The sequence below is a fragment of the Stenotrophomonas sp. SAU14A_NAIMI4_5 genome (assembly GCF_003086795.1).
Classification (GTDB): Bacteria; Pseudomonadota; Gammaproteobacteria; order Xanthomonadales; family Xanthomonadaceae; genus Stenotrophomonas.
Map to the genome: position 1 here is coordinate 2,725,269 of NZ_CP026003.1, position 20,081 is coordinate 2,745,349.

Annotated in this window: 21 protein-coding genes; 10 read left to right on the plus strand and 11 right to left on the minus strand. The window is 68.3% G+C overall.

Going from position 1 to position 20,081, the window contains the following annotated elements; all coding sequences use genetic code 11:
* Positions 1 to 192: 192 nt before the first annotated feature.
* On the minus strand, positions 193 to 1,002 hold the full coding sequence (locus C1925_RS12780; protein WP_108769215.1) for an FHA domain-containing protein: 810 nt from the start codon (positions 1,000 to 1,002) through the stop codon (positions 193 to 195).
* Positions 1,003 to 1,125: 123 nt separating this feature from the next.
* On the opposite strand from C1925_RS12780, the gene C1925_RS12785 reads away from it, so the two are divergent.
* From C1925_RS12785 to C1925_RS12795, 3 genes are all read left to right on the plus strand, one after another.
* Positions 1,126 to 1,401 (plus strand): polyhydroxyalkanoic acid system family protein, encoded by a 276-nt coding sequence (locus C1925_RS12785; protein ID WP_108769216.1) that lies wholly within the window; start codon positions 1,126 to 1,128, stop codon positions 1,399 to 1,401.
* Between the two features lie 81 nt (positions 1,402 to 1,482).
* On the plus strand, positions 1,483 to 1,974 hold the full coding sequence (locus tag C1925_RS12790) for a phasin family protein (protein WP_108769217.1): 492 nt from the start codon (positions 1,483 to 1,485) through the stop codon (positions 1,972 to 1,974).
* 238 nt (positions 1,975 to 2,212) lie between these two features.
* Complete coding sequence (locus C1925_RS12795; RefSeq protein WP_108769218.1) at positions 2,213 to 3,247, plus strand: restriction endonuclease; 1,035 nt, start codon at positions 2,213 to 2,215, stop codon at positions 3,245 to 3,247.
* Positions 3,248 to 3,354: 107 nt separating this feature from the next.
* On the opposite strand, the gene C1925_RS12800 is transcribed toward C1925_RS12795, so the two are convergent.
* The 4 genes from C1925_RS12800 to C1925_RS12815 all read right to left on the minus strand — a co-directional run bounded on the left by C1925_RS12800 (position 3,355) and on the right by C1925_RS12815 (position 6,142).
* On the minus strand, positions 3,355 to 3,747 hold the full coding sequence (locus C1925_RS12800) for a type II toxin-antitoxin system HicB family antitoxin (protein ID WP_108769219.1): 393 nt from the start codon (positions 3,745 to 3,747) through the stop codon (positions 3,355 to 3,357).
* An 8-nt stretch (positions 3,748 to 3,755) separates the two neighbouring features.
* A complete protein-coding gene (locus tag C1925_RS12805) occupies positions 3,756 to 3,938 on the minus strand; it encodes a type II toxin-antitoxin system HicA family toxin (RefSeq protein ID WP_108770707.1) in 183 nt (60 codons plus the stop codon).
* Positions 3,939 to 4,010: 72 nt separating this feature from the next.
* Positions 4,011 to 4,739 carry a histidine utilization repressor gene (gene hutC / locus C1925_RS12810; RefSeq protein ID WP_108769220.1) on the minus strand — a complete coding sequence of 243 codons (729 nt, stop codon included), beginning with the start codon at positions 4,737 to 4,739 and terminating at the stop codon, positions 4,011 to 4,013.
* Between the two features lie 32 nt (positions 4,740 to 4,771).
* A complete protein-coding gene (locus C1925_RS12815) occupies positions 4,772 to 6,142 on the minus strand; it encodes a formimidoylglutamate deiminase (RefSeq protein ID WP_108769221.1) in 1,371 nt (456 codons plus the stop codon).
* A 67-nt stretch (positions 6,143 to 6,209) separates the two neighbouring features.
* Between C1925_RS12815 and hutI the strand changes: the two genes are divergently transcribed.
* The 6 genes from hutI to C1925_RS12845 all read left to right on the plus strand — a co-directional run bounded on the left by hutI (position 6,210) and on the right by C1925_RS12845 (position 15,331).
* A complete protein-coding gene (gene hutI, locus C1925_RS12820; RefSeq protein ID WP_108770708.1) occupies positions 6,210 to 7,433 on the plus strand; it encodes an imidazolonepropionase in 1,224 nt (407 codons plus the stop codon).
* Complete coding sequence (gene hutH / locus C1925_RS12825; protein WP_108769222.1) at positions 7,430 to 8,971, plus strand: histidine ammonia-lyase; 1,542 nt, start codon at positions 7,430 to 7,432, stop codon at positions 8,969 to 8,971. Before hutI ends, hutH begins: the two co-directional genes overlap by 4 nt.
* Positions 8,968 to 9,822, plus strand: a complete 855-nt coding sequence (gene hutG, locus C1925_RS12830) for an N-formylglutamate deformylase (protein ID WP_108769223.1) — start codon at positions 8,968 to 8,970, stop codon at positions 9,820 to 9,822. The genes hutH and hutG overlap by 4 nt, the downstream gene beginning before the upstream one ends.
* Entirely contained in the window at positions 9,819 to 11,486 is a 1,668-nt protein-coding gene (gene hutU, locus C1925_RS12835) for a urocanate hydratase (protein ID WP_108769224.1), read from the plus strand. Before hutG ends, hutU begins: the two co-directional genes overlap by 4 nt.
* 148 nt (positions 11,487 to 11,634) lie before the next feature.
* On the plus strand, positions 11,635 to 13,074 hold the full coding sequence (locus C1925_RS12840; RefSeq protein ID WP_108769225.1) for a serine hydrolase domain-containing protein: 1,440 nt from the start codon (positions 11,635 to 11,637) through the stop codon (positions 13,072 to 13,074).
* Between the two features lie 148 nt (positions 13,075 to 13,222).
* The gene (locus C1925_RS12845; RefSeq protein ID WP_108769226.1) at positions 13,223 to 15,331 is read left to right on the plus strand and encodes a TonB-dependent receptor; all 2,109 of its coding nucleotides are present in this window, start codon (positions 13,223 to 13,225) and stop codon (positions 15,329 to 15,331) included.
* A 39-nt stretch (positions 15,332 to 15,370) separates the two neighbouring features.
* Here C1925_RS12845 and C1925_RS12850 read toward each other — a convergent pair whose 3' ends face one another.
* From C1925_RS12850 to C1925_RS12865, 4 genes are all read right to left on the minus strand, one after another.
* Positions 15,371 to 15,889 (minus strand): hypothetical protein, encoded by a 519-nt coding sequence (locus C1925_RS12850; RefSeq protein WP_108769227.1) that lies wholly within the window; start codon positions 15,887 to 15,889, stop codon positions 15,371 to 15,373.
* A gap of 22 nt (positions 15,890 to 15,911) precedes the next feature.
* Positions 15,912 to 16,700: a hypothetical protein gene (locus C1925_RS12855; RefSeq protein ID WP_159097527.1), complete on the minus strand. Its 789-nt coding sequence runs from the start codon at positions 16,698 to 16,700 to the stop codon at positions 15,912 to 15,914.
* 67 nt (positions 16,701 to 16,767) lie between these two features.
* Entirely contained in the window at positions 16,768 to 17,547 is a 780-nt protein-coding gene (locus C1925_RS12860; RefSeq protein ID WP_108769229.1) for a hypothetical protein, read from the minus strand.
* A gap of 79 nt (positions 17,548 to 17,626) precedes the next feature.
* Entirely contained in the window at positions 17,627 to 18,208 is a 582-nt protein-coding gene (locus tag C1925_RS12865) for a TetR/AcrR family transcriptional regulator (RefSeq protein ID WP_108769230.1), read from the minus strand.
* A gap of 68 nt (positions 18,209 to 18,276) precedes the next feature.
* Here C1925_RS12865 and C1925_RS12870 point away from each other — a divergent pair, with 68 nt between their 5' ends.
* Entirely contained in the window at positions 18,277 to 18,822 is a 546-nt protein-coding gene (locus C1925_RS12870) for a thioesterase family protein (protein WP_108769231.1), read from the plus strand.
* Between the two features lie 9 nt (positions 18,823 to 18,831).
* On the opposite strand, the gene C1925_RS12875 is transcribed toward C1925_RS12870, so the two are convergent.
* Positions 18,832 to 19,299, minus strand: a complete 468-nt coding sequence (locus C1925_RS12875; protein ID WP_108769232.1) for a hypothetical protein — start codon at positions 19,297 to 19,299, stop codon at positions 18,832 to 18,834.
* A gap of 15 nt (positions 19,300 to 19,314) precedes the next feature.
* Positions 19,315 to 20,067 (minus strand): SGNH/GDSL hydrolase family protein, encoded by a 753-nt coding sequence (locus C1925_RS12880; protein ID WP_254051435.1) that lies wholly within the window; start codon positions 20,065 to 20,067, stop codon positions 19,315 to 19,317.
* Positions 20,068 to 20,081 lie beyond the last annotated feature (14 nt).

Here is a 20,081-nt window from a genome sequence, read left to right on the forward strand (position 1 = left end):
GACACCTGTGGGGCAAGACCCCTAGTATGCCGCAGTGCACCAGCCTTGCGGCCTAGTGCGGCAAGGGAAATTTGGTTTCATTGGTATCCATTTGCGACCCGGCCAGGTAGTGCCGGCCGCTGGCCGGCAGCCTCGGAGATGCGGGGCGGCGGCTGCCGGCCAGCGGCCGGCACTACCGTCACTGCGCGATCGTCAGCGCGCGCCGAACCAGAGCAGCAGGCTGAGCACGCCGGCCAGCGCCACGGCACTGACCAGCAGCCACGGCCAACGCCGCACCCGGCGCGGCGCCACAGGCGCGTCCGCCATCTGCTCGGCATCCTGGCTGGCGTCGTCCTCGGCCGGCAGCGGGCGCCGGCGCGGATCGTGCGGCACTTCCAGCACGAAACGGTGCTGCCCATCGAAGACCACCTGGTCGCCCGGCTGCAGCCAGCAGTGGCGCACGGCCACGCCGTTGACCCGGGTGCCGTCGGCACTGCCCAGGTCGCGCAGCAGTACACGATCGCCATGCACTTCCACCCGTGCGTGCTGCTCGGCAAAGGCGGGGTCGTCGATCTCGATATCAACATCGCCACCACGGCCGACCAGGCGCGGGCGCGACAGGGTGTAGCTGCGGCCATGGTGCAGGCCGCCGACACCGCGCAGCAGGCGCTGCTCATCGGCGATGCCATCACTGGCCGGCGACGGCGACGGTGCCTGCAGCAGGCTCTCGACCTCACCCTGCAGGACCATTTCCACGCCATCCACATACACCGCATCGCCTGCACGCAGCAGGGCCATGCGCCGCACTGGGCGGCCGTTCACGTGGATGCTGCGGATGCCGTTGCCGACCTGCAGCCAGAGGCCGCGGTCGTCCATGCAGAACTGGGCCAGCAGCAGCGCGCCATGGCCGGGATCACCCAGCCGCACGCTGCCGTTTGCCTGGCGCACGATGCGCTGCACCCCGGGCCGCAGGGGCTGGTCGGGCTGTTGTTGTTGACTGAAGTGAACAAGCAGGTTCTGCACGCGGCGCAGACTAGCAGGTTGCTCGCCAACGCAGAAGAACCGGCGACGGGCGCTTGGCGTGGCGCCCGCCGATGCGCACAATGGCCGCCCTCTTTGATATCCCCGCCAGCGCCAGGAGCCTGCATGTCCACCATCGATGTCCGCCACGCCCACGCCCTGCCCGATGCACAGGCCCGCGAGGCGATCGAACAGGTTGCCGCCAAGCTGGGCGAGCGCTTCGGCCTCAAGTCCAGCTGGGCTGCCGACGTGCTGAACTTCAGCGGCAGCGGCGTGGACGGCGCCATCGAGCTGCAGCCGGGCGCCGTGCGCGTGACCGCCAAGCTGGGCTTCCTGCTGTCGGCCATGAAGGGCATGGTGGAAACCGAGATCCAGCGCGTGCTGAAGGAAAAGCTGGGCTGAACCCAGGCAGCGGCCATCACGGCCCTGCAACGTTCGTGCGCGCTACCCTCGGGGGCAGGTCCAACTCCCCCGGGAAGCGCAATGAACCAGTACGAGAATGACGACCGCCGCGACGACGACGCTTCGTTCGGCGAACAGGCCGAGCGCTTTTCGCGCAAGTTCAGCAATTCGGCACAGCAGGTCTGGCTGGCCGGCCTGGGTGCACTGGGCCGCGCACAGGCCGAAGGCAGCCGTTTCTTCGATGGCCTGGTGAAGGAAGGCGAAGCCTGGGAATCCCGCCGCCGCGAGTGCCGCGGTGAGGAGGGCCCGGGCTGGCGCGACAACGTGGAGACCTCCCTCGACGAGGCCCGCGAAAAGGCCTCCGGCACCTGGAACAAGGTGGAAAAGGCCTTCGACGACCAGGTGCAGGGCGTGCTCAAGCGCCTGCACGTCCCCACCGCCAATGACGTGGCCGCACTCGAGGCCCGCCTCGATGCGCTGCACGCGCGTCTGGCCAAGCTGGAGAACCGCGCGGCCTCGGGCAGTGATGCGCCGGCACCGGGCAGCCACCAATCGCCCGGCAGCGTGCCCTGACCCTCGATTGTTGCAATGCAATAAAAATTCGCTGACAATCGCGAGAAACCCGCCAATCGCTTCGGCTGCCGTTTGTTCCCTCCCCTCACGGCTTCAGGATTGGCGGGTTTTTTCGTGCCTGCGCCACGCAGATCTGCGGGCTGCATCACAATTCATGTCAGGAAGGCCCTGACGCAATATGACTGCGTGGCCTTTACACTGTCGTCTTCCGTTTTCGCCCCTTCCGCTCCCTTCCCGCATGCTCCCTTGGATTCTGGCCCTGCTGTCGGCCCTGCTTACCTGCACCCTGGCAATCGTCTATCTGTGGTGGGTCAAGCGGCGGCGAACGGAAATGCAACTGGGGCTGCAGGCCCTGGCGGGCATGCATTGGCGCGAGTTCTCGACGCTGATCAAGCGGATGCTGCGCGAGCGGCGCGGCCTGCGCGAAGTGGCCGACCCGACCGACGAAGTGCGCGAGCCGAGCAGTGATTTCCTGCTCAGCGATGGCCCCAATACCTGGCTGGTCTCCTGCAAGCACGGGCTGGCTTACCGCATCGGTACGGCCGCGGTGAACGAGCTGGGCGCCGTCGCGCGCCTGGGCGGCGCCAAGGGTGGCCTGCTGATCACCGAGGGCCGGGTCGAGCGCGATGGCCTGGCCGCTGCCGAAAAGCAGTCGGTCGAAGTGCTGGATGGCCCGCGCCTGTGGCCGCTGCTGCAGCCCTACCTGCCGGCAGAGATTGAAACCCGCGTGCGCTCGACGGCCCGCCTGGAGGCGCTGCGTCGCATCGCCATTTCCGCGCTGGGTGCGGTGACACTGGGCCTGCTGGTCGGGCTGGGCCTGCAGGGCCTGCACGTGGAAACCAGCGCTGACGCTGTCGACAGCACGCCGCCGCCCGCGGCAGCTGCACCGGCGCCGGTCACCCCTGACGTACAGCCGGCCGCAGCGCCGGTGGCAGACGCGAAGGACGTGCCTGCACCGGCGGCTCCGGCAGAGGCAGCGCCTGCTGCGCCGGCCGACAACGGCCGCAACGAGCTCAATCCCGATATCGCGACCCTCGACCGTTACCAGGCCGAACTGGCACGCGCGCTGGCCCACCAGCCCGGTATCGCCAGCGGCGTCTGGCTGACCCGGCAGACCCTCGCCATCAACCGCACCGGCGAACTGGAGGCGGTATGGCCGCGGGTCTGCCAGGAAGTCCTGCGTTACCCAGCCCTGCGCAACGTGCGCGTGCAGCTCAACGCCCGCCCGGGCGTGGATGAGCCGGTGCGCTGGCGGCAGTGCGCTACGTATTGATGGGGCGACATCCACGCATGGCGTGGATCTACTGACATCGACGCATGGCGTGGACCTACGCGAAGTAGATCCACGCCATGCGTGGATGGAAAATTCATCCCATGGCGTCAACGCAACGCGGCAAGGTGGGCGATGTAACTCGAACGCGATTCGCCGGCCGCCTTGGCCTGCGCATCCAACCTTGCAAGGATCCGCCGCGGCAGGCTGATGTTGACCCGCTCGACGGTATCGTCCAGCAGGGCGGGATCAATGTTGATGTAAGCGAGAATCCACTGAGTCCCAGTACCCGCATCGGCCACGAGCTTCTGCGGCGCAGACGGCGTCGGGATGGAGCGCCCTGCATCCAGCGCGGCGTCAATCCACGCAAGCGCGGCCTCTTCCGCCGAACTGAGGGCGTCATCAAGCGTGTCGGCCGCAGAGAAACAACCCGGCAGATCAGGCACGACCACGCCCCAGGCTGTGCGTTCGTCACCGGCTTCAATCAAGACTGGATATCGCATGGGACCCTCTACGTCAGCCCAGCAAGCTTCCGGATTGCCTGGACCAGACCAATTCCCAGATCTTTCCTGGGATGCGGCACGGTAATGATGTGCGGGCAACGCGGATGTACGAATACATGGTGGGAGCCACGAATCCGACGGCAGGTCCAACCCGCCGAGCGCAGCTCCCGGATGAGGTCCCCGCTTTTCATACGCGGACCATACACATCGTACACACGCACCGACAGAGTTCAAGGCGACAGGTAAGCGCCCGGCTGTCGGACTTACCGCGCACCCGGCGCGAAGCGTGCCACCAGGTCCCAGGCATCGCCCAGGAACATCTGCCGCACGCGAGTGATCGGCTGGTCGCCGCGCCAGGTCAGGCGCTCGATCACCAGGCAGGCGGTGCCCGGCTTCACGTCCAGCAGCTTGGCCGAGGCGGCGTCCGCACCCCAGGCGCTGATGCGGTGCTGGGCGCGGGTCCAGGACACGTTCTGCAGCAGCCAGCTGCCCGGGGCGGTGGTACTGAAATCGATCTCCAGCACCTCGGGCACGCCCACCGGGCTGATCAACCGGTGCTCCAGCGCCAGCGGCCGGCCATCGGCCAGATGCAGGCAGCGCATCGCCAGCAACGACTCGCTGCCGGCCAGTTCAACTTCGCCGGCATTGCCCGGCTCGGCCAGGCGCAGTTCGCGCTGCAGCAGCCGATAGGCGTACTGATGGCCGCGCGAGCCGACTTCCATGGCGATGTCGGGAATCTCCAGCGCCACCTGTTCCAGGTGCGGGGGCTGCCGCGCCACGAACGAACCGGCGCGACGGCGGCGCTCGATCATGCCGCTCTCGGCCAGCGCGGTCAGCACCTTGTTCACCGTCATCCGCGAGCAGCCGTACTGCTCCATCAGCTCGTGCTCGTACGGGATGCGGAAACCCGGCGCCCACTCTCCACTGAGGATGCGGCTTTCCAGATCGCTGCGGATACGCTGGTTGAGCGTGGCGGACTTGCTGGCCTTCACGGGAGTGGGGATTCTCGATAAGAGGGAGGCGGTCAGCCCAGCACGCCACGCAGGGCAGCGGCGAAGGCGGTGGTGATGGCCTCGCGCTGCAGGTGGCGGCCGTCGGCCACGACCTGGCGGCCGTGGCGCCAGACCGAACGCAGCGCGCCATTACGTGCAGCGAAGACCCAGCTGTCAAGCCATGCGTCATTCTGTCGCGACTGCAGCGCCGGGTGTGCGGGGTCCAGTTCAAGCAGATCGGCGCTGGCCCCGACCTGCAGGCCAGCGGTCACGCCCAGCGCCTGCGCACCGCCCTGCAGCGCACCTTCAAACAAGAAGCGGCCGCTGCTGCGGGTGGCATCCGGGGCGAGGACGTTGCGTCCGCGCAGCGCCAGGCGCTGGCCGTACTCGAGCAGGCGCAGTTCCTCGGCGGCATCGATCAACACATTGGAATCCGAGCCGACACCGAAGCGGCCGCCCTCGCGCGCGAACGCCTGCATCGGGAACAGGCCATCGCCCAGATTGGCCTCGGTGATCGGGCACAGCCCGGCCACGGCCTTGCTGGCCACCATCTGCGCACGCTCGGCATCGGTGATGTGGGTGGCATGCACCAGGCACCAGCGCTCATCGACGGCAGCGTTTTCGTACAGCCACTGCACCGGCCGCTGCCCGCTCCAGGCCAGGCAGGCCTCGACCTCGCGCACCTGCTCGGCGATGTGGATGTGCACCGGACCAGTGGTCAGCGGCAGCAGGGCATCCAGTTCCTCGCCGGTGACCGCGCGCAGGCTGTGCGGCGCAATGCCCAGCACCGCGTCGGGCAGCGTGGCCAGGGCGGTCTTCGCTCCTTCCAGCAGTCGCGCGAACCCATCCACATCGTGGATCAGCCGGCGCTGTGCGGGATTGGGCGGCGCGCCACCGAAATCGGCGTGGGCGTAGAACACCGGCAACAGGGTCAGGCCGATGCCGGTCTGCTCGGCGGCGGCGGCGATGCGCGCGCTCATCTCGGCCGGGTCGTCATGCGCCTGGCCGTTGGCCTGGTGGTGCAGGTAATGGAATTCGCCGACGCGGGTGAAGCCGCTTTCCAGCATTTCCATGTAGGCCTGGGCGGCGATGGCCTGCACCGCCTCCGGGCGCAGGTGGGCCAGGAAGCGGTACATCAGCTCGCGCCAGCTCCAGAAGCTGTCGCCGTCGCCGCCACCGATCTCGGTCAGGCCGGCCATGCCGCGCTGGAACGCGTGGCTGTGCAGGTTGGGCAGGCCCGGCAGCAGCAGGCCGACGCGGGTATCACCGTCCTGCGCGCCCTGCCCCGTTTCAATGCCTGTGATGCGGCCGCCCTGCACCTGCAGGCGCACGTCGCGCGCCCAGCCCTCGGCCAGCAGGGCGTGGGCGGCATGGAAACAGTGCGGGGAACGCGAATCGGACATGGCTGGACAACCCGAAATGGACGCCTATATTGTATAGACATATAAGCACAGCCGCGTTGTGGATGCCATGCACGTCGATACCCTCTGGTCCAACGTCCACCTGATGACCCTCGATGGCGAGGGGCTGGGTGTCATCACCGATGGCGTGCTGGCCTGCGCCGAGGGCCACATCGTTCATGTCGGCCCGGCCGGCAGCGATGCGCACCTGCAGCCGACCACCCGCATCGATGGCGAAGGCCGCTGGATCTCGCCGGGCCTGGTCGACTGCCACACCCACCTGGTCTACGCCGGCAACCGCGCCAATGAGTTCGAGCAGCGCCTGCAGGGCGTCAGCTATGCCGACATCGCCCGCGCCGGCGGCGGCATCGTCTCCACCGTGCGCGCCACCCGCGCCGCTTCGCCGCAGCAGTTGGCCAACGAGAGCCGCCCGCGCCTGCTGGCGATGCGCGCCGAGGGCATCACCACGGTCGAGATCAAATCCGGCTACGGCCTGACCCTGGACGACGAGCGCAAGCAGCTGCAGGTGGCCCGCGCACTCGGCGAGGAATGCCGGGTGAATGTGGTCCCGACCTTCCTCGGCGCGCATGCGGTACCGCCGGGGCGCGAGGCACAGGAGTACACCGACGAGGTGTGCAACGTGATGATCCCGGCCATCGCTGCCGAAGGCCTGGCCGAGGCCGTGGACGTGTTCTGCGAGAACATCGCCTTCTCTCCAGCACAGGCACGGCAGGTCTTTGCGGCGGCACGTGCGAACGGGCTTGCGGTGAAGATCCACGCCGAACAGATGAGCAACCAGCATGGCGCCGAACTGGCTGCCGGTTTCGGTGCGCTGTCGGCCGACCATATCGAACACCTCGACGATGCCGGCATTGCCGCGATGGCGGCCGCCGGCACCGTGGCCGTGCTGCTGCCCGGCGCCTTCTATTTCACCCGCGACACCACCCTGCCGCCGATTGCCGCGCTGCGTGCGGCCGGCGTGCCGCTGGCACTCGCCACCGACAGCAACCCCGGTACCTCGCCGCTGACCAGCCCGCTGCTGGCGATGAACATGGGCGCGACCCTGTTCCGCCTGACCGTGGACGAATGCATCGCGGGCTTCACCCGTGAAGCGGCGCGCGCGCTGGGCCACAGCGAGCGCATCGGCCGCCTGGCGGTGGGCCTGGACTGCGACCTGGCGATCTGGGACATCGACGCGCCGGCCGACCTGGTCTATCGCATGGGATTCAACCCGCTGCACGCGCGCGTGGTGCGCGGACAGCCCGACCTGCCTGCTTCCTGGAGCAACACATGAGCAACACCCTGGTTCTTCGCCCCGGCCATGTCACCCTCGCCCAGTGGCGGCAGGTCTACCGCGGTGCGCCGCTTGCACTGGACCCGGCCGCGCTGCCGGTGGTGCGCGCCAGCGCCGCCGCGGTGGCCGCCATCGTCGCCAAGGGCGCGCCGGTGTATGGCATCAACACCGGCTTCGGCAAGCTGGCCAGCGTGCGCATCGAGCGCGAAGACCTGGCCACCCTGCAGCGGAACATCGTGCTCTCGCATGCCGCCGGCGTGGGCGAGCCGATGCCGGCCAGCGTGGTGCGGCTGATGATGGCGCTGAAGCTGGTCAGCCTGGCGCAGGGCGCTTCGGGCGTGCGCGAGGAAACCCTGCTGCTGCTGGAGGCGATGCTGGTGAAGGGCGTGCTGCCGGTGGTGCCGGCGCAGGGCTCGGTCGGCGCTTCGGGGGACCTGGCACCGCTTTCGCACCTGGCCAGCGTGATGCTGGGCGTGGGCGAGGCCTTCATCGGCGAGGAGCGTCTGCCGGCGATGGACGCCCTGGAACGCGTTGGCCTGCAGCCGGTGGAGCTGGACGCGAAGGAAGGCCTGGCTCTGCTCAACGGCACCCAGTTCTCCACGGCGTATGCGCTGGCCGGTCTGTTCGAGATCGAGACCGTGTTCCAGGCCGCGCTGGTGACCGGTGCGCTGACGGTGGAAGCGGCCAAGGGTTCGGACACGCCGTTCGATCCGCGCATCCATGCCATCCGCGGCCAGCACGGGCAGATCGCCACCGCCGCCACCCTGCGTTCGCTGATGCAGGGCTCGGACATCCGCGAATCGCATCGCGACAACGATGTGCGCGTGCAGGATCCGTACTGCCTGCGCTGCCAGCCGCAGGTGATGGGCGCGGCGCTGGACATCCTGCGCCAGGCCGCGACCACGCTGGAAATCGAAGCCAACGGTGTGTCCGACAATCCGCTGGTGTTCACCGACACGGGCGAAGCACTGTCCGGCGGCAACTTCCACGCCGAGCCGGTGGCCTTCGCCGCCGACATGCTGGCGATGGCCGTGTGCGAGATCGGTTCGATCAGCGAGCGCCGCCTGGCGATGCTGGTCGACCCGGCACTGTCCGGCCTGCCCGCGTTCCTGACCCCGCGCCCGGGCCTGAATTCCGGCTTCATGATTCCGCAGGTGACCGCCGCCGCGCTGGTCTCTGAAAACAAGCAGCGCGCCTACCCGGCCAGCGTCGATTCGATCCCGACCTCGGCCAACCAGGAAGACCATGTCTCGATGGCCGCACACGGCGCGCGCCGCCTGATGCAGATGGCCGAGAACGCGGCCAACGTGATCGGCATCGAGCTGCTGGCCGCCGCGCAGGGCTGCGATTTCCACGCGCCGCTACGCTCCAGCGCTGCGCTGGAAACCGTGCGTGCCACCCTCCGCGCGCAGGTGCCGACGCTGGAAGAAGACCGCTACTTCCACCCGGACATGGTGGTCGCCACGAACCTGGTACGCAGCGGCGCACTGGCACAGGGCCTGGGCGAACTGCTGCCGACCGTGGAGCCGCAGGCATGAATGCCCGCCCCGAATGGCTGACGGTGCACGAGGGCGATGCCCCGTTGATCGTCAGCTTCCCGCATACCGGCAGCGAGCTGCCGCACGAGCTGATGGGCGATTACCACTCGCCGTGGCTGGCGCGGCGCGATGCCGACTGGTGGGTGCACGACCTCTACGACTTCGTGCGCGGGATGGGCGCGACCACCGTGCGCTCGGCGATCTCGCGTTCGGTGATCGACCTCAACCGCGACCCCAGCGGCGTGTCGCTGTACCCGGGCCAGAACACCACCGGCCTGTGCCCGCTGACCACCTTCGACAACCAGCCGCTGTACCACGCCGGCCACGAGCCGGATGAGGCGGAGATCGACCGCCGCCGCGACACGTATTTCGCGCCCTACCACGATGCACTGGCCGCGCAGATCGCACGCCTGCGTGCGCGCCACGGCACGGTGGTGGTGTATGACGCGCATTCGATCCGCTCGCATATCCCGCACCTGTTCGACGGCGAGCTGCCGCAGTTCAACCTGGGCACGGCCGGTCCGTCCGGTGCACCGGATACCTCCTGCGACAACGCACTGAGCGATGTGGTGGAGAACCTCTTGAAGATCAGCGGCATGAGCCAGGTGCGCAACGGCCGCTTCAAGGGCGGCTGGATCACCCGCCACTACAGCGACATCCCCGGTGGCGTGCACACGCTGCAGATGGAACTGGCCTGCCGTGGCTACATGCACGAACCGCTGCCCGACCAGGTGGACGAGCACAGCTGGCCCACCCCGCTCGACCCCGAACACGCCGCACCGCTGCGCCACACCCTGGCGCAGGTGCTCAACGCCTGCCTTGAATTCGCTACGAACCGGAGCGCCGCATGACCCGCAACGACCCCAGCCGCACCATCATCGCGCCCACCGGCACCACGCTGAACGCCAAGAGCTGGCTGACCGAAGCGCCGCTGCGCATGCTGATGAACAATCTGCACCCGGACGTGGCCGAGCGCCCGCAGGAACTGGTGGTGTACGGCGGCATCGGCCGTGCCGCGCGCGACTGGGAAAGCTTCGATGCCATCGTCGAAACGCTCAAGCGGCTGGACGATGACCAGACCCTGCTGGTGCAGTCGGGCAAGCCGGTGGGCGTGTTCCGCACCCATGCCGATGCACCGCGCGTGCTGATCGCCAATTCCAACCTGGTACCGCGCTGGGCCAACTGGGACCACTTCAACGAGCTGGATAGGAAGGGCCTGGCCATGTACGGCCAGATGACTGCCGGCAGCTGGATCTACATCGGCGCGCAGGGCATCGTGCAGGGCACCTACGAAACCTTCGTGGAAATGGGCCGCCAGCATTTCGGTGGCGACCTGACCGGCAAGTGGCTGTTCACCGGCGGCCTGGGCGGCATGGGCGGCGCGCAGCCGCTGGCCGCGGTGATGGCCGGCGCCTCGTGCCTGGCCGTCGAGTGCCGCAAGAGCAGCATCGACATGCGCCTGCGCACCGGCTACCTGGACACCTGGACCGACAACTTGGATGAAGCACTCCGGCTGATCGATGAAGCCTGCAAGGCAGGCACGCCGAAGTCGGTAGGCCTGCTGGGCAATGTGGCTGACGTGCTGGCCGAACTGCTGGAACGCGGCATCAAGCCGGACCTGCTGACCGACCAGACCTCGGCGCACGACCCGGTGAACGGCTACCTGCCGCAGGGCTGGACCGTCGAGCAGTGGGACGAGAAGCGTGTTTCCGCGCCGAAGGAGGTTGAAAAGGCCGCGCGTGCGTCGATGGCCAACCACATCCGCGCCATGCTCGGCTTCCACGCGCTGGGCGTGCCGACCGTGGATTACGGCAACAACCTGCGGCAGATGGCGCTGGAAGAAGGCGTGGCCAATGCCTTCGACTTCCCCGGTTTCGTGCCGGCCTACATCCGCCCGCTGTTCTGCCGCGGCATCGGCCCGTTCCGCTGGGCAGCGCTGAGCGGCGACCCGGAAGACATCGCCAAGACCGATGCCAAGGTGAAGGAGCTGATTCCGGACAACCCGCACCTGCACCGCTGGCTGGACATGGCCGCCGAGAAGATCAAGTTCCAGGGCCTGCCCGCGCGCATCTGCTGGGTCGGCCTGGGCGACCGCGATCGCCTGGGCCTGGCCTTCAACGAGATGGTGGCCAACGGCGAACTGAAGGCGCCGGTGGTGATCGGCCGTGACCATCTGGACAGCGGCAGCGTGGCCTCGCCAAACCGCGAGACCGAGGCAATGGCCGATGGTTCCGATGCGGTGTCCGACTGGCCGCTGCTGAACGCCCTGCTCAACACCGCCAGCGGCGCGACCTGGGTGTCGCTGCACCACGGCGGCGGCGTGGGCATGGGCTTCTCGCAGCACGCCGGCATGGTGATTGTCTGCGATGGCACCGACGCGGCCGCGAAGCGCATTGCGCGCGTGCTGTGGAACGACCCGGCCACCGGTGTGATGCGCCATGCCGATGCCGGGTATGAGATCGCGGTGGAATGCGCGAAGGAGAAGGGGCTGGATCTGCCGGGGATCCTGGGCTGATCGAGCGTCGCCGGGCACGGCCCTGCGCTACCTTGAACGTGTGGTAGAGCCGGTCGCTGGCCGGCTTTCCCTGGGGCGGGAATCGCTGCTCTTGACCCGATCTCCCGCCCTGACCAAGATGCGCCATCGCCGCTGACGGACCACCGCGATGTATCGCGCCCTTGCTGCACTCTTCTGCGCCGTGGCAGTCACCCTGCCCGCCTCGGCGCGTGATGTTCGCGACGGGCTTTCGAGCCGGCTGGACACCCAACTGCAGGTCAACCGCGAGCGCTACGGCATCGCCGGCCAGGCCGTGCTGGTCGCCCACAACGGCAACGTGCTCTACCAGGGCGCCAGTGGTGAACGCGACCCGGCCACGCATGCAGCGGCCACCGTCGACAGCATCTTCGCCGCGCAGTCGATGGCCAAGCTGCTGACCAGCACGCTGGTGATGCAGCTGGTCGATCAGGGCACGCTGGATCTCGACGCGCCCGCCAGCCGCTATGTCCCCGATCTGCCCGCCGCCTGGCAGGCGATCCATGTGCGCGATTTCCTCAACCACAGCTCCGGCATCGCCGAGTACTACGACCGCGTGGACAACCGCTGGGTGAGCAAGGGCTACCCCGGCGTTGCACCGGACCTTGCCGCTGCACTGAAGGTGGCCGGCGCGGCGCCGATGCAGTTCGCCACCGGTAGCCGCGTGCAGTACACCCAGGCCAACTACCTGGTGCTGACCGCGTTGCTGGAAGCGCACTACCACAAGCCCTACCCGGCCATCGCCCGCGAACGCATCCTGCAGCCACTGAAGATGCGCAGTACTTCGTGGGGGCTGGACAGCGTGCCGGCAGCACGCGCGGCAGTGCCGTACACCGGCAAGGACGGCGCGTTGCAGGCGGCCGATGAAGATCCGTGGCCGCACTATGGCTGGGGCCACGCGGACCTGCAGACCACCGTCGGCGACATGAACCGCTTCCTGCAGGCGCTGGCCACCGGCAAGCTGCTGCGTACAGCGACACTGGAAAAGCTCTGGCAGCCGCAGAAGCTCGCCAGCGGCGGCAGCAATTTCTTCTCCACTGGCTGGGACACCACGCGGAGCGATGGCTACACCCAGGTCGGCCACGATGGCGGTACCCGCGTGCGGGCGCGGCTGGCCTACAAGGGCAGCCTGGCCAGCGGTTACTGGGTGTTCGTGTACTTGACCAATGGCAGCGCGCGCAATGTGTGGTCGAGCACCTTGGTGGAGAGCACGATGGCGGTGGCTGCACCGCAGGAGTTTCCGAGTGCGGTGCTGTCCGAGCGCCTGATCGCCTATGCGTCGGATGAGACGGCTGGTGCGGCACAGGCGATGCGCGACTGGTTGCAGGACAACATCCGCATTACCGGCAGCGAACGCGAGCGCGCCATCAACGCCAGCGGCTACGCGATCCGCGAGAGCCTGGGTGCGGGCAAGGCGCTGAAGGTATTTACCCTCAACACCGAGCTGTACCCGGATTCGGCCAACGCCTGGGACAGCCTGGCCGAGTGCCATGCGGCGCTGGGCGATGCCGAGACTGCAAAGGCGCTGTACGCGAAGGCGAAGGCGAAGGCGCTGGCGAAGCCTGCTCCGTAGAGTCGAGCTTGCTCGACTGCTTCTGACGCAAAGCCGAGCATGGGCTCGGCTCTACAGGTGCAGCAGCCCCCATACGCCGCCGATGGGTGACGTACCGCCCGCGACCTGTTAACTTGCGCGCCACTTTAGTGGTTTACAGCCTGTCCGCATGTCGCTCTCGTCTTACCGCCCCACCCCGTCGCTGCTGTTCCTGGCCGTCTCCCTCGGCCTTGCCGCCACCGCCCACGCCGCCCCGCAGGCCACCACGCTGGACGCGGTGCAGGTCACTGCCGCCGATGCCAGCGCCCAGGCCCGCGAGGCGCTCAAGCGCGTGCCCGGTGCCAGCAATGTCATCGACGTTGCCAAGGCCGACAGCCGCCTGTCCAGCAGCGCCGATGTGCTGGCCTACCAGCCCGGCATCAGCGCGCAGTCGCCGGGCAACGAGGGCACCAAGGTGTCGATCCGCGGCTCGGGCATCAACCGTGGGCCGGGCGCGCATGCCTCGGGCATTGCGGTCTCCCTCGACGGCCTGCCGCTGACCGGCCCGGGCGGCACGCCTTACGAACTGCTGGAACCGCTGTGGCTGTCGCGCGTTGAAGTGCTGCGCGGCGCCAATGGTTTCGAGCGCGGCGCGTTGGCGCTGGGCGGTGCCATCGACTATGTCAGCCGCAGCGGCCGCGACTCGGCCGGCGTGCAGCTGCATTACGAAGCCGGCAGCCGTGGCTACCAGAAGCGCGGAATCAGCTGGGGCGGCGTCAGTGGTGATGTCGACTACTTCCTGGCCTACACCGACAGCGAGTTCGACGGCTACCAGCGCCACGCGCGCGGCGACGGCAAGGGCGCGATGGCCAACATCGGCTGGCAGATCAGCCCCGACCTGCAGACGCGCTTCTTCGTGCGCTACCGCGAGACCAATCACGAAACGCCCGGGCGCCTGACCCGCGACCAGATCCGCAACGACCCGCGTGCGGCCAACCCGGCCAACCTCGCCATCGACGCGCGCCGCCCGCAGCCGGGCAGCACCTGGATCGGCAACATGACCACGCTGCAGATCGACGAGGATTCCTCGCTGCAGGCCGGGCTGGTCTATCACAAGTACCCGATGGACCTGGGCGAGAGCCTGTACCGCCAGCAGCTGGACTACGCCGACCTCAACGCGACGCTGGACTACCGCCGCCGCCATCCGCTGTTCGGGCTGGACAGCGAAACCACCGTCGGCCTGCGCGTGACCCACGACCTCGATGCCAACGTGCGCGAGTCGCTGCGCTTTGCCAGCAACGGCTATGCGGCCGGCACGCACACGCGTGATTTCCGCCATCTCGGCACGCAGAGCACGCTGCATATCGGCAACAACCTGGCCGTGAATGATCGCCTGCGCGTGCAGACCGGCCTGGCGCTGATCAACACCCGCAGCGATGTGCAGGTGACCTGGCCCACCAGCGGTGGCCGCCTGCGCGACCACGACTGGGATTACGCGCCGCGCCTGGGCTTCACCTGGCAGCACAGTGCGCAGACGCAATGGTTCGGCAACCTCAGCCGCTCGGTGGAAGCGCCGCACCCGTGGTCGATGATCTGGGGTTCGAACCAGTTCTTCGGCGCCGGCAACGGTCCGTCGACCGGTCGCCAGAGCACGCCGGTGGCGATGCAGAACCAGACCGCCACTACGCTGGAACTGGGCGCGCGTGGCGAAGCCGCACTGGGCCGCTGGGAACTGACCGGCTACTACGCGCACGTGAACCACGAACTGCTGAGCGTCGAGCTGCAGCCGGTGCCGAACCTGTTCGTGGCCGAGAACAATGCCAGCCCCACCGTGCACCGCGGCATCGAGGCCGGCCTGGACAGCACGCTGTGGCAGGGTGTGCCGGGCTGCCTGTCGCTGCGCCAGGCCTACACGTTCAGCGATTTCCGCTACCGCCACGACGCGCGCTTCGGCAGCAACCGCCTGCCCGGCCTGCCGCAGCACAGCTACCAGGCCGAACTGCGCTTCGACCATGCCTCGGGCCTGTATGCCGAACTGAACACCGAGTACGCCTCGCGCATCGCGGTGGACTACGCCAACAGTTATTGGGCCGACAGCCACGTGATCTTCGGCAGTCGCATCGGCTACGACGCGCCGGGCGGCCGCTGGCAGGCCTGGGCGGAGATGCGCAACATCGGCGACCGCCACTACGCAGCCACGGTCACGCCGGGCTACAACGACGCGGGCAAGGATGTCGCGCGCTCGACGCCGGGCGAAGGCCGCGGCGTGTACGCAGGGGTACGCTGGCGCTTTGAGTGAGCGCCCGCGTGGAAACGCCGGGCAATGCCCGGCGCTGCCTCAGGCGATGCGCCAGCGTGGCAGCTGCTCGCTGCGCCTCCAGATGAGCGGTGCCGCCGCCATCAGCAGCAGGGCCATCAGCCAGCGCGGCGAGGTGGTCAGCAGGCCATCGACCCACCCTGCGATGACCAGCGACGGCACCTCCTGCCACAGGCTGTAGCCCAGGTAGAGCACGCTGCCGGCGCGCCACACGAACACCAGGCCCATCGCCGCCAGGAACAGGGCCGTGCTGCGGCAGGTCCAGCGCTGCGAGGGCGTTCCCCACTCGCGGGAGACGGCGAACAGCACGCCGATGATCAACGTGGCCATCAAGGCCACCAGACCGATATCGACCTTGCGGCCGATGCGTTCGTAGGTGCAGGCGCGGCACTTCGCCTCTTCGGCTGCGACGGCGGTATCGACGGCCGGTTGCGCCGCAGGAGGCGCGGCCTGCCCCATCACGGTGAAGGGCATCAACAGCGCGAACATCGCGCCCATCATCCAACACCACATCCTGTTGTTGCGTGCAGCAGATTGCATATGCCTCTCCTTGGCGATTGACTCATCCCCGGCCGGGCCACAGCGCCCGCCCTCGACGGATTCCCGATAGGGCCAGTTCGGGTCGTTCCAGCACCCACCGCCCCTCTTCCCTGTGGAACAGCATACGGGAACGCCGGCCCCCGATGCTTGAACAGTAGTCAGCGGCCACGGCAATCATGGCCCATTGGTTGTCCGCACTGAACACCGGCATCGACAGCAGGAGGATCACGCTCTCTTCAAGGCTCTCCTCCGTTGCGGACCGCTGGCAACCCTGCTTCTGGATCATGCGCAGCTGCACGAAACCCAGATGCGCAGCGCCCTCCAGCGCTGCATCCGGCACCCGCCTGCTGCGCCGGTTGGCCAGCGGCAGCTGTGCCTGCAGCTGCCGCCGCAGCAGGTACATCGGGCGCTCCTCCACCCAGTCCACCAGGTCATCGACATCCTGGCAGAACCGGGCATGGCCTTCCGGCTGGCAGTACGGCAGTGTGTGGTCGATCACGATGGTTGCGGCAGGCGCAGGATCGGACAACTGCCGTTGCACCTCGGGACGCCAGCGGTCTGCTGTCGCAGCCCCACGGCCCCCCATCGCCATGGGCACCGGCAACGACCGGGGCGGTGGTGGCAGGATGGGGTTCCTGATCGCAAGCGCCATGATCTCCGCCTGCATCTGCGCGGTGCCAAGGTTCATCGTCGGCGGCCCGAGGGACGCGTTCTGCCAGGGCTTCAGCGTGCAGGCCAGGCACAGCAACGCCACTGCCGAAACCACAGCGGCGATGGCCCATATACGCTTCCATGCAACGTATCTGCTCATGACCAACCGGTGCTCGAGCACCCTGTGTTGAAGAAGGACCGCGGCCCTGCGGGCACACTCAGCGACGCTACAGCGCCTGCACCACCTGCATGAGATTGACCGCGTCCGGCGCCAGCTGCTGTGCACCCCAGCCCAGCGCGGCGAAGAACACCACCAGGCCCAGCAGCGGCCAGAACGTGTGCGACAGGCACAACCGCCACCACCCCTGCGCGCCCATGCCCTGCATGCGGCGGTACAGGCCACCGACAATGGCGGCGTCCACCAGCAGCTCGGCCATCAGCACCGGCGCCGACCACACCACCCAGACACTGGCCAGCAGCACGGTGGCCACCAGCGCGAGAAGACCGAGCACGGCCAGCAGTGGCAGCCCGGCCTCACCGTCTGCAACCTCCAGCAGGGACGCGCCATCGGTGTCGGTGATGGATGGGGCCGAGGCTTCAGCCCACGACGCCGAGGCACCGCCACCACCGGAATTACCGCCGTTGCCGCCCCATGAAGGGCCCGCGCGTGGGGAGCTGCCCCCGCCGCCGCCATTACCAGCGACCTCGGCAGCACCGTCAGCCACCGCATCCCAGCGCCAGCGGATCCAGAGCCACATCAGCAGCAGGAACACGGCATAGGCCAGCAGCACCGCCAGCGGATAACGCAGCAGCATGCTGTCCAGGCCGGCCAGACGCAGCGCATGCGAGGCGAGGAAGCCGGCGCCGCCGGTCAGCAATACGATCAGCGCCATCTGCAGGCGCGGCCACCCGTGGTGCTGCAGCTGTCGTCGCGCGCGGGCGACTTCACTGCTGCGTGTCATCGGCAGCTTCAACGGCGTGCGGTTGAAGCGCTTGGTCTGCTTCATGCCGGCACTGGGCCGGACCAAAGGGAGTGCAGCATGCGGACATCCTTGCCGGGCACGCGTGGGTGCGTTCGGGTCGATTCTAGCGTGTGGGCGGCGCGGCTGCCTTCAGCAGCTGGGCGGCCACCTGGTCGAACGGGGCGATGTCCTGCAGCGCGCGGCTCATGGCCACCGCACCTTCCACGCTGGCGATGACCAGGCTGGCCAGCGCGGCCGCCTGTTCCGGTGCGTGACCGTCGGCCACGAAGGCCTGGGCCAGATGCCCCTGCCAGCGCGCGAACACCTCGGCTGCCGCCGCGCGTGGCTGGCTCGCGACCGCTTCCACCGGTTCTTCCACCGCCGCGGCCAGCACCGGGCAGCCGGCGCGGAACTGCGTGCGCAGCAGGCGCTCGCGCCAGATCGCCAGGAACTGCTGCAGGCCCTGCACCGCGCCGCCACGCAGCAGCTCTACCAGCAGGGCTTCCACTTTGTCGCCTGCCATCTGCGTGGCGCGGGCCAGCAATTCCTGCTTGCCACCCGGGAAATGGTGATAGGTCGAGCCCAGCGGCGCCTCGGCCAGCTTGGTCACCTCGCGGATGCTGGTGGCATTGAGCCCGACCCGCGCCAGCATCTGGGCGGCCGCATCGATCACACGCTGGGGGGCATCGGACGCTCGCGGGCTCATCCGCTCACCTTGCTAGGACAGTCGTCATAGATTAGCGTATCGCCCGTCCTATAACAGTCGTCATAGTCATGAATCTCTGGTTCCGCCTGCTCCACCTGCTGCTGTGCAGCCTGTTCCGGCCGAAGCTGGAGGCCCCGTTCGGGGTCTCGCGGCTGCCGTTCCGGGTGCTGCCCAACGATCTGGACAGCAACCTGCACATGACCAACGGCCGCTACTGGAACATCTTCGACCTGGGCCGGCTGGACCTGATCCTGCGCATGGGCCTGGGCAAGGTGGCGCTGCGCGAGAAGTGGGCGCCCATCGTTGGTGCGGGCACCATCCAGTTCCGTCGCGAACTCAAGCCCTTCCAGCAGTTCACCCTGGAAACGCGGCTGGCCGGCTGGGTCGGAACGCGCATCATCATGGAGCAGCGCGTGCTGGTCGGGCCGGAGCAGAAAGTCGCCACCCGCGCGCTGCTGGTCACCGGCATCTACGACCGCCGCGCGCGCAGCTTCGTCGGCATGGAGCGGATGATGGCGGCCATCGGCTGCGATACGCCGCCCTCACCGCCGCTGAGTGCGGCCGCGCAGGCGCTGCTGGCGGCGGATACGGCGCTGAAGCGCGACGACGACTGAGCGGGCGCCTTACAGGGCTTTCCTGAGCACTTCCTGCAGGCGGCGCTTGTGCGACTCGACCGCCTTCCAGTTCCAGTCGCACACCGGCGGAACGTCCAGCGCGCCGCGCTCGCGGGCCAGTGCGGCGCGCTCGGTCAGGGCCTGCACTTTCGCGCCGACGTTCGCATCGATGGCCATCGGCAGCAGGATCGAGATCAGCCCCCAGCCGGACACCATGACGCGCGCGGAGTCACCGCGCCCGCTGTCGAACGGGCGAACGCGCACGGCGCCGCCCATGTCCGCGTACTGCACGCCCACCAGCAGCATGCCGCCGGACACCCACTGCAATGCCCTGCCGTGCTCACACAGCGCCTCGGCGGAATCGTAGCGGCGCGGCTGCTCGCCGGCGCTTGAATAGAGCTCGGTGACCAGCACCGGGCTGCGCTTGAACACGGCGCGCGCCACGGTCTCGACCACCTTGTTGGACACTGCCGCCATACCCAGCGAATACGATCAGTGCTTGCCGGGCGGCGTGGTTTTCAGCGCCTGCGCAATCGCCTTCTCCGCCAGCGGCGACATCAATGCATAACCCTTCGCGGTTGGGTGCACGCCATCGGCCGCCAACGCCGGATCCAGTCCGCCGGCTGCATTGGCCATGGCCGTGTAGTAATCCAGGTACACCAGCCCCTGCGCATCGGCGTACTGCTTGAGTGCGGCATTCAGGGCGCGCACCTTGGGCGCAGGTTCGATACCGGGCATCCACCGGTACTCGCTCACCGGCAGCACCGAGGCCAGCACCACGCGGATGCCGTGCGCCCGCGCCAGTTCGACCATTGCGTGCAGGTTGTCTTCGATCATCGCCTGCGTGCTGGGCCCGGTATTGCCGGCAATGTCATTCGTGCCGGCGAGGATGAGCACCACGTCCGGCTGCAGCGCAATGACGTCCTGGCGGAAACGCAGCAGCATCTGCGGCGTGGTCTGCCCGCTGATGCCACGGTTGAGATAACCCTTGCCGGGGAAGAACTGTGCCGGATCCTTCTCGCCCCACAGCTGGGTGATGGAATCGCCATAGAACAGCACGCGCGGCACCCCGGCCTGCTTGGCCGGTACGCGCGCGTTGGCCTCGCGGTAACGGGCCAGGTTGGGCCAGTCGGACAGGCGTTGCTGCATGCCGCGCACCTCATCCGGGGTGACCTGGTCCACCGGCTTCAGCAGCAGCGGGTTGACCGCCATCGGCGGCTGCGCCTGCGCGCAGGCCATGGCCATCAGCAGGGCCACGG